This is a genomic window from Camelimonas sp. ID_303_24, assembly GCF_053543495.1.
On sequence record NZ_JBLLJM010000031.1, the window covers coordinates 21,680 to 30,549 of the forward strand.

The following is an 8,870-nucleotide window of genomic DNA, read 5'->3' on the forward strand; positions in this document are numbered from 1 at the left end:
AAACGCTTCCTGGCGCGCGATTCCAGTGGTGGGGCCCTGGCCGGGCGCCTTCCGTAAACTCATATCCCCGCCGGGCCGTCTGCTCGCGCGCAGGGTTGGTCAGCCTGGTCCGCCATTCGCATCCAGCGCCAGCAGACCCGGATTGCCGCCCGCCGCCGCGATATTGATGGAGAGCGCGGTTTCAGCCAGCAGCCGGTCCAGCGCCCAAAGGTCTGGCCGCGCCGCGACCGCTTCCGGCGTCGCGGACAGGACCGGGACAATTGGCCCCTCGCGCATGGCCAGATGCCGGCGCAGGTCCTTCAGCCGGCTGGGGGCTCCTTCAAGAAGCGCTGCGTCTATGGCCGGAAGGCTGTTGGGATCCGCACGCCATGTCAGGTGAGCCGCCACGTCTGGCGGCAACTCCAGCTTCGGCAGATCGCCCCTGATGATGACCGCCTGGTTGCCGGCGGCAAGCGTCGCGGCGACCATGCCGTACAGCCCCATTGTCGTGACAGGCGCCAGCAGAACGGTTCCGGCAGGCCCGATGCGCAGGCTGTTGTCCTCGCCGGCGGGGCCGGGCAGGGCCTCGCGTCCAGGCGGCCGGGCGCGCCAGGCCATGGCGCGGGCCATCGCGGCGGCTGGCGCCTGCCCACCGTCATCCAGCCAGGCCGCGAATGCCTCCGCCGCGCCTGTGCAGACGCCGCAGGTTGCGGACGGCGCGGGGGCGGCGAGCAGGGCGCCGACGGTGAGCGGCCCGCCGGCCTTGGGCCCCGTGCCGGAAAGGCCACGGCCACCGAAGGGCTGGGACCCGACCACGGCGCCGATCATGTTGCGGTTCACATAGACATTGCCAGCCCGGATCCGGGACGTGACCCGGGCGATGGTCGCGTCGAGACGCGTGTGCAGGCCGAAGGTCAGGCCAAAGCCCCTGTCATTGATGGCGTCAACCAGCGCGTCGAGTCCGGGGCGACGCCAGCGCAATACATGCAGGATCGGGCCGAACGCTTCCTCGGGCGCGTCGTCGAGACTGTCGATCTCGACAAGGGTCGGGGCGACGAATGTTCCGTGGCGCGTCCCGTCCGGCAGCGGCAGCCGGTGGACGCGTTTGCCGGCGGCGGCCAGGCGGGAAACGTGCGCCTCCAGCGCCTCCCGGGCTTCGGCGGTAATCACCGGGCCGACATCGACCGCGAGCCGGTCGCTGCGGCCGATGGCGAGTTCAGCCATCGCTCCGCGCAACATGTTCAGGGTGTGGTCGGCGATCTCCTCCTGCAGGCACAACACCCGCAAGGCCGAGCAGCGCTGCCCGGCGCTGTCGAACGCGGATATCAGGACGTCCGCCGTCACCTGCTCCGTCAAAGCGGAGGAATCGACGATCATGCAATTGAGGCCGCCGGTCTCCGCGATCAGCAGCGGCGCTTCTCCCGCCGGGCCGACCCGCTCCGCCAGTTGCAGGTTGAGCTTGCGCGCCACGGCGGTCGATCCGGTGAACAGCACGCCGGCGACGCCCGGCTCCGCCGCCAGCGCCGCGCCCACGGCGCCGTCGCCTGGCGCCAGTTGCAGCGTGGCGCGCGGCGCGCCGGCCTCGTGCAGGATGCGGACCGCCTCGGCCGCGATCAGCGGCGTTTCCTCCGCCGGTTTGGCGATCACGCCGTTGCCGGCCGCGAGGGCGGCGGCGATCTGGCCGACAAATATGGCGAGGGAGAAGTTCCACGGGCTGATGCACAGCATCACGCCCAGCGGTGGGGCGTCGGGCGGCAGATTGCGCGCCTGCGCGCCGTAATAGCGCAGAAAATCGACAGCCTCGCGCACCTCGCCCAAGGCGTTGGCGGCGGTTTTGCCGGCCTCCCGCATCAGCAGCCCCGCCAGCGTCGACGCGCTCGCCTCCAGCAGGTCCGCGGCGCGCTCCAGACAGGCGGCGCGCTCCACGCCGGAGGCGCCTGGCCAGATGCGGGCCGCCGCGACCACGGCCCCCGCGTTTTCCGGGGCCAGATCACGGCTCACGCCAATCCGGTCGCGGTGATCGCCGGGGTTGACGATCGCCCGCTCCGTTTGGCGCGCCGCCATCTCCGCCATCGTGGAGGGCGCGCTGCGCCACGTCCGGGCGAGCGAGGCGTTGAGGCCCCGCCACAAAGCGGCGAGGTCGGTCTCGCTGGCAAAATCCATTCCCATGGAACTGCGCCGCATGGGCGCGAACAGATCGGCCGGCGCGCGGATACCCGGATGGGGCGCGCCGGGATCCGGCATCGCCTCCACCGTGGCGACGGGGTCGGCGATCAGCGCCTCGACGGGGGCCTCGGGATCGGCGGCCAGACGCACGAATGACGAATTGGCGCCATTCTCCAGCAGGCGCCGCGCCAGATAGGCGAGCAGGGCGCCGTGGGGGCCAACCGGCGCGTAGATCCGCGAGGCGACGCCCCCGGCCAGCAACTGGTCATGAAGCGGTTCGCCCATGCCGTGCAGACACTGGAATTCAAAACTGTCGCGGTCGCGGTTGGCGGTCATGTCCAGCACCGCCGCGACCGAGCGCGCATTGTGGGTCGCGAATTGCGGGTAAATCGCGCCGTCCGCGTCCAGAAGCCGTCGCGCGCCCGCCAGCCATGATGCGTCCGTATAGACCTTGCGGGTGAACACCGGGAAGCTGGGGAGGCCGGCGAGCTGGGCCCGCTTGATTTCCGTGTCCCAATAGGCGCCTTTCACCAGCCGCACCATGATCTGCTCGCCGGAACGGCGGGCGAGATCGACCAGCCAGTCAATGACGTGCGGACAGCGCTTGCCATAGGCCTGAACCACAAAGCCAAGGCCCGCCCAGCCGCCGAGATCGGGATCAAGCCTCAGGCGTTCGAACAGGTCGAGGGACAGTTCGAGCCGGTCAGCTTCCTCAGCGTCAATGGTGAGGCTGATGTCATGGCGACGGGCGAGCAGCGCCAGCGCCTTGAGGCGCGGCGTCAGCTCCGCCATGACCCGCGCCGCCTGGGCCCGGCTGTAGCGGGGGTGCAGCGCTGACAGCTTGACCGATACGCCGGGGCCGCGCTTGCAGCCGGCCCCGCGCGCGGCGGCGCCGACGGCGCCAATGGCGTGTTCATAATCGCGGGCATAGCGGCTGGCGTCTTCTGCCGTGACCGCGGCCTCGCCCAGCATGTCATAGGAGTGACGGTAGCCGCGCCGCTCGCGCACCGCGCCATGCGCCAGCGCCGCCTCGATGGTGCTGCCGGATACGAACTGCTCGCCCAGCAGCCGCATGGCGAAATCCATTCCGGCGCGAATGACTGGCGCGCTGCCCCTGGCGAGGAGTTGCTCCAGCGATGCCTGGGCCTCCCCGTCAGGTCCGCCGCCCACCAGCCGCCCGGCGACCAGCAGCCCCCATGTGGCCGCGTTGACCAGCAGGGGGCGGTCCAGCCCCAGATGCTCCTGCCAGTGGCCGCCCGCAATGGTGTCGCGCAACATGGCGTCCCGCGACGCCGCGTCCGGAATGCGCAGCAGCGCCTCGGCCAGGCGCATCAGGGCCAGGCCCTCGTCGCTGGCCAGGGAATATTCCTGCAGCACGGCGCGAACGCCGTCGGCCCCTCCAGCGCGCAGGGTCTCGGTCAGCTGACGCGCCCGGGCCCGCACCGCGGCTTCATCGGCGCACCGGGCGGCGGCGAGGAGCGGGGGCAGGCATTGGCGTTCAGGCGTCAGGCTCGCCGCGGTGATCGCCTGCCTCAGGGCGCTGGCAGGCTGAACCGGGGGAGCGAAGCATGAAAAGGGTTCAAGAAATTCGTCGGGGGCAATGCTGGCGGCTCGCGGCTGCATGAAGCGCCTCCAGAATGCCTGGAGCGGGGGCCGTTCATGGCGGACCGCCTGCGCGACCCGCCATGGCTGCCGATCCCGTCGCTGCCCAGGACGTCAGGGGCGATCTTCCTCACCTGGGGGGCAGCCCCGGCGGCACGGCAAATCGCCTTGCCGGAAGCATACACCAAAACCGGGAATGATAGCGGTTTCACCATTGGCCAGAGCGGCAAACGAGCCGGCCGCCACGCTGGAAGGCAACGGGAGGCCGCCTCGCATGTCGTCAGAGCGCGGGGGGAGCGGAGGGCCCTACCGAAAGCGCCAGGCCCAGTGGGCGTCGCCCTGGTCGCGGCGCTCAATCACCTCCACGCGCATGAAGCGGTCATGCGCCAGCGCCGCGCCGACCCACAGCTCGTTCCAGGCATCGAAGACGCGCGGCGACAGGTTTTCCCGTTCCGCCATCAACCGCCACGATGTCTGGCGAACGATGATGGCGTCGCCCTCGCGGCTGATCTGCGCGTCGTCGCCCTGGCCCCTGGCCAGACGGACAAAGGCTTCGGCAAAACCCGCCTTGCCGGGGGCAACGCCGCCCAGCAGCGCGGCGACGTCATCGAAGGTATGCATGCCGATGAGCCGGGCGGCGGCGCCAGCGATATGGCCGCCCTGCTCGGGGCCGAGCGCCGCGACGGCTTCGGGAACGATGGAGGTGATGTATTCCATCGCATAATTGCGCAGCGTTTTCTGAAGCCGTTCTTCCGGCCAGTTTCCTTCCGGCAGCTGGGGCGCCACGGCCGGATCAAACGCGGGGCAACGCTCGCCTGGTGAAAACTGCAGCCGTTCTTCCGGCGCCAGGTCGTGGTCCCATTCCTTGTAGTAGCCCTCAAGCCCCGGCTGCCCGTCGACGGTCTGGCCGGTGCAGACAAAACCAATCCTTGGATTGCCAAGAACAACGCCATTGTTGGCGTGCCAGCCCCACAACATGGCGCGCGAGACTTCAGAAGGGATGCCGCAGATGGCCGTGCCCGACCAGATCCAGCGTGGCGGCGGATAGCGCACCCACGCCTTCTGGTCGTTTTCATAGACATATTCGACCTTCACGCCGCCGACCTGATTGGACAGGTAGTGATACTGGGCGCAGGCCACGGCATGCGGAAGCTGGTCAAGGCCAAGCTTGGCGAGGCCGGGGACGAAACGCGCCAGCTGCTGACGGCGGAAGGTCCTGAAGACAACCCCGGCGGCAAGTTGCGGTCCCGCCCGCGTCACCAACTGGAGGATCGTTCCGGTCAGATACGCATGATAGATCAGTTCAATGGCGCGAAACGCCGCGACGTCAGGCGCCGGCCGGATGGTGGTGGTCAATGTCGACGCTCCGGTAAAAGGGGTGGGGGATTTTTCCGGCATGCCTGTGGCGGCCGCTGTTCAGTCCATGTGCAGCGCCGCACCTCGGGCCGGCGGGTTCCGTGGTGAAGTTCAGCCATCAGACCACGGGGGCTTCAGATGATCAGATCCGCAACCATCGCAACCGCCATTACCGCCGCAATGATCGCCATGGCGTCCACCGCCGCCAGCGCCCGCGATCGCGGATACGGCGCCCAGGATTACAACGCCAAATTCCGCGAGCACGTCGCCCCCCAGGTCAATGGTTACGGCAGCTATGTCGATGGTCATTACCGCACCAGTCAGGATGCATTCCGCACAGGGGCTGGCCGCGCCGGGGGCAACATTCAGCTGGAGAACGGCGTGCAGTTCAACTGGAACGCCAACACGCGGTGAAGCAGAGCGGGCCCGCCTTCGTCAGGCGGGCTCCGCCAAGAGCCGGGTCAGTCGACGAATTCCCAGCCCTTCCCGTTGAATTGTTGCAGCTTCATGTAGGTAATGACCGCATGATTGTCGGGCGTGGTGTTGATCCGCCCTTCCGGCAGCAGGAACGGGTTCTGGTAGTCCTTGATATTGGACGCCTGCTTCATGATGTTTTCGCGCGTCAGGTTGTCGCCGGCCATCTTCAGCACGTGCTCCAGCGCCATGGCGTAGGAAATGCCTGAGGAGTACATGGAGTCGGTTGCATCGGCCCCCGGCATGTTCTCCTTCATCCAGTTGAAGTACCACTGAACGACAGGGTCGCTCTTCCACTGCGGATCATCCGGGTCTTTCCGGAAGCCGGCCGTCAGGACGCCCGCCGAGCGCTCGAGGCCAGCCGGCTTGAATGTCGAGCCGATGGAGGCGGAGCCGAGATGCAGGAATGTCATTGGCTTCCAGTTCAGGTCTGACCGCTTGATCAGCGCCTGCGCGCACTGCTTCGCATAAGCGAACAGGAACAGCACGTCGACGTTGGCGTTTTTGAGAATGACCATCTGGCTGTCGATGGTCGGGTCAGACGCCTGGAAGCTTTGGGCGCTGACAATCATCTTGCCGGCCTTGTCGCCGAGGCCGGCTTTCAGGCCGCCGAGCAGATCCTTGCCGAAATCATCGTGCTGGTACAGCACGCCAATCCGGGCGTCAGGCTTTGTTTTCAGGATATGCCGGGCGTAAAAGGCGGCTTCTTCATGCAGGCTTGGCTGCCAGCCCATGACATATGGATAGTTTTTCGGATCGTTGAACGCGGATGAGCCCGCCGCGATAAACAGAAGCGGGACCTTTTTGGCGTTCAGATAGGGACGGATCGCCATATTGATTGGCGTGCCGAGATTGCCGAAAACCACCGCCACTTCGTCGTTCTCGACGAGGGCGCGGACGTTCTCGACAGCCTTCGGCGTCTGATAGGCGTCGTCGCGGCTGATGAAGGTGATCTTGCGGCCGTTGACGCCGCCCTTCGTTTCGTTCAGCCATTTGAAATAGGCGGCCTCGGCCTGACCAAGCCGGCCATAAGCCGAGGCAGGTCCGCTGTGGGCGATGGTCTGGCCGACCTTAATTTCGGTGGCGGAGGTTCCCGGCCCATATTTTGCGTCCGCAAGTGCCTGGCCACCGGCCAGCACGGCGGCGGTGAGCGCGGCAAGGCCAAGCCAGGTCCGCGCGCGCGTCGAACAATTCGACATGCGAAACATGCGTTTACTCCCTTTTTTGAGGCGATTCCTTTGACAGGCCGCCATGTATTTTTGCTTATGGGATGGCGCGAATTGCCATCCCGTCAATTCACGTCATGCTGAAACAGTTTCCGTTCAACATGAGTAAATCGGGATCACCTTTCTAAATCTTGGGAAATTACTGTACGAGAACAAGTTGATGTCGGGCGAATTTGGCGCTGACGGCTTGTCTCCACTTGCAGTCTGCCGGGATGTTGCGCGCCCGCTGGTTCAGATGGCGGCGACAGTTCTGGCGCGGTTATGAACGGTTACGCGGGAACATGAGCGGCAGGGTCAATATACAAAGCGTCATGGCCAGCACTGGGTAGGCGGTGGCCAGGCCGAATGCGGCGGCAGGGCCCGCCGCTTCGCCGGCATGGCGGGCGAGCATTCCGAAGTACAGCAGCCCCGCAATGGCGACGCCAAAAGCGCCGCCGACCTGCTGGGCCGTGGACACCACCCCCGATGCGGAGCCTGCTTTTTCCGGCGGCACATTGGCCAGCACCACATTCAGCATCAGCGGCATGAAGAGGCCCTGGCCGCAGTTGACGACCACAAGGCCAAGCCCCAGCCACCCTGCCGGTATCGCCGGCGTTACCCAGGCGATGAGGATGCACAGCAGATAGCCGGCGATGGCGAGCCCGGCGCCGATGAGCATGGTGACGCCCATGCCAATGCGCGGGGCCAGCCGGTCGCACAGCATGGAGGCGAAGATGAAGGCAACGCCCGCCGGCGCGATGATGAGCGCGGCGTGGAGCGCTGAATAGCCAAGGTCCACCTGAAGATACATGGCCTGGACGAACGGCATCGAGACAATCGTCGAGTGCAGGAGAAAAGCGACAATAACGCCGCCGGCCACGGGCCCATGGGCGAACAGCCGCAGATCGACGAGCGGATCCCGGCCGGAGCGCGCCTTCCCCAACTGATCGCGCGCGAACAGGACGAATATCGGCGCCGCCAGCAGGGGCAGGATGGGCAGCCATGCCGGCCAGCCCAGCGCCCGTCCCTCCACCAGGGGGAACAGGATCAGCGCAAAGCCGGCGGCTGATAGCGCCACGCCCGCCAGATCAAGACGCGCGCGCCCTGGCGCGCGGCTTTCCGGAATGACGCGCGGCCCCAGCACGCAAGCTGCAAGGCCGATTGGAATGCAAAGAACGAAGACCCAACGCCAGGCCAGACCGTAGATATTGGCGCTGATCAGCAGCCCGCCCAGCAATTGCGCCATGGTGCCCGACAGGCCAAGCGTTACGCCAAAGGCGGAAAGATTGCGCGCCCGGGCGGCGTCGCTCCCGGACGCCACGCGGATGATCGACAGCACCTGGGGAAACAGCAATGCGGCGGAAAGGCCGGCGGCGACGCGCGCGACGATGATCATGGTCAGTGACGACGCCAGCGCGCAGGCCAGCGACGCCAGGGTAAAGCCGCCCATGCCAATGACGAACAGCCTGCGGCGGCCATACAGATCGCCCAGCCGTCCACCCGTAATCAGGGCCAGGCCATAAGCCAGGCCGTAGTAGGCGATGATTGAAGAGACGGTGGGGCTGGCGCCAAATTCCGCCTGGATGCTCGGAATGGCGATCGAAACGATGATGCCGCTCATCACCGACAGGAACGCGCCGGTCAGCAGGGTGACCAGCCCAATCCCGCGCAGTTCCGGTTGCGCGGCGGCAGCGCTCACGGGCGCCGCCATGTCCGATGCGCTGCTGTTCAGCATATGTCCTCCCGCCTCACATCGCAGCATCCGTACGATGACGCCGTCAGGCAAGGTGCGCTGGACGCATGACGCCCGTCCACAAACGCACGGCCAGCATCCCGCTGCTCCCCTTCGCGCCCGCGCCCATCGCGCGCGAAGGATGGCTTGAGGCGGGCAGTTGGAGCCGGATGGCCTCGAGACGTGGGTCTGTGGTGAACCGGGCCGCGCGGCCTGCTGGCGGCGAGGGCAAATCCGCCGCACGTCATGGCGCGGCGCCCTGATGGCGGCTCCAGTTCGCCCTGTTTTGAGCGAACGCTGATCGATTAGCCGATCCCGGCTGGCCGGAAAGGCGCGCTAGGACGGATCGACATTCA

5 protein-coding genes are annotated in these 8,870 nt (G+C 66.9%); 1 reads left to right on the top strand and 4 read right to left on the bottom strand.

What is annotated here, in order from left to right:
* Window positions 1–99 precede the first annotated feature (99 nt).
* Both putA and ACERNI_RS16880 read right to left on the bottom strand, forming a co-directional pair.
* Window positions 100–3,768, bottom strand: coding sequence for a bifunctional proline dehydrogenase/L-glutamate gamma-semialdehyde dehydrogenase PutA (gene putA, locus ACERNI_RS16875; RefSeq protein WP_448834407.1), 3,669 nt, complete (start codon window positions 3,766–3,768; stop codon window positions 100–102).
* A 285-nt stretch (window positions 3,769–4,053) separates the two neighbouring features.
* A complete protein-coding gene (locus tag ACERNI_RS16880) occupies window positions 4,054–5,103 on the bottom strand; it encodes a hypothetical protein (RefSeq protein WP_448834408.1) in 1,050 nt (349 codons plus the stop codon).
* A gap of 138 nt (window positions 5,104–5,241) precedes the next feature.
* On the opposite strand from ACERNI_RS16880, the gene ACERNI_RS16885 reads away from it, so the two are divergent.
* The gene (locus ACERNI_RS16885) at window positions 5,242–5,517 is read left to right on the top strand and encodes a hypothetical protein (RefSeq protein ID WP_448834409.1); all 276 of its coding nucleotides are present in this window, start codon (window positions 5,242–5,244) and stop codon (window positions 5,515–5,517) included.
* A gap of 47 nt (window positions 5,518–5,564) precedes the next feature.
* Here the strand turns inward: ACERNI_RS16885 and ACERNI_RS16890 are convergent, their stop codons facing one another.
* On the bottom strand, window positions 5,565–6,785 hold the full coding sequence (locus ACERNI_RS16890; RefSeq protein WP_448834410.1) for an ABC transporter substrate-binding protein: 1,221 nt from the start codon (window positions 6,783–6,785) through the stop codon (window positions 5,565–5,567).
* Window positions 6,786–7,062: 277 nt separating this feature from the next.
* Complete coding sequence (locus ACERNI_RS16895) at window positions 7,063–8,517, bottom strand: MFS transporter (RefSeq protein ID WP_448834411.1); 1,455 nt, start codon at window positions 8,515–8,517, stop codon at window positions 7,063–7,065.
* Window positions 8,518–8,870: the final 353 nt, after the last annotated feature.

Bases quoted from the DNA above. Each gene is read 5' to 3' on its own strand.
- ACERNI_RS16895 (WP_448834411.1), bottom strand. From the start codon at position 8,517: ATGCTGAACAGCAGCGCATCGGACATGGCGGCGCCCGTGAGCGCTGCC.
- ACERNI_RS16890 (WP_448834410.1), bottom strand. From the start codon at position 6,785: ATGTTTCGCATGTCGAATTGTTCGACGCGCGCGCGGACCTGGCTTGGC.
- ACERNI_RS16885 (WP_448834409.1), top strand. From the start codon at position 5,242: ATGATCAGATCCGCAACCATCGCAACCGCCATTACCGCCGCAATGATC.
- putA (WP_448834407.1), bottom strand. From the start codon at position 3,768: ATGCAGCCGCGAGCCGCCAGCATTGCCCCCGACGAATTTCTTGAACCC.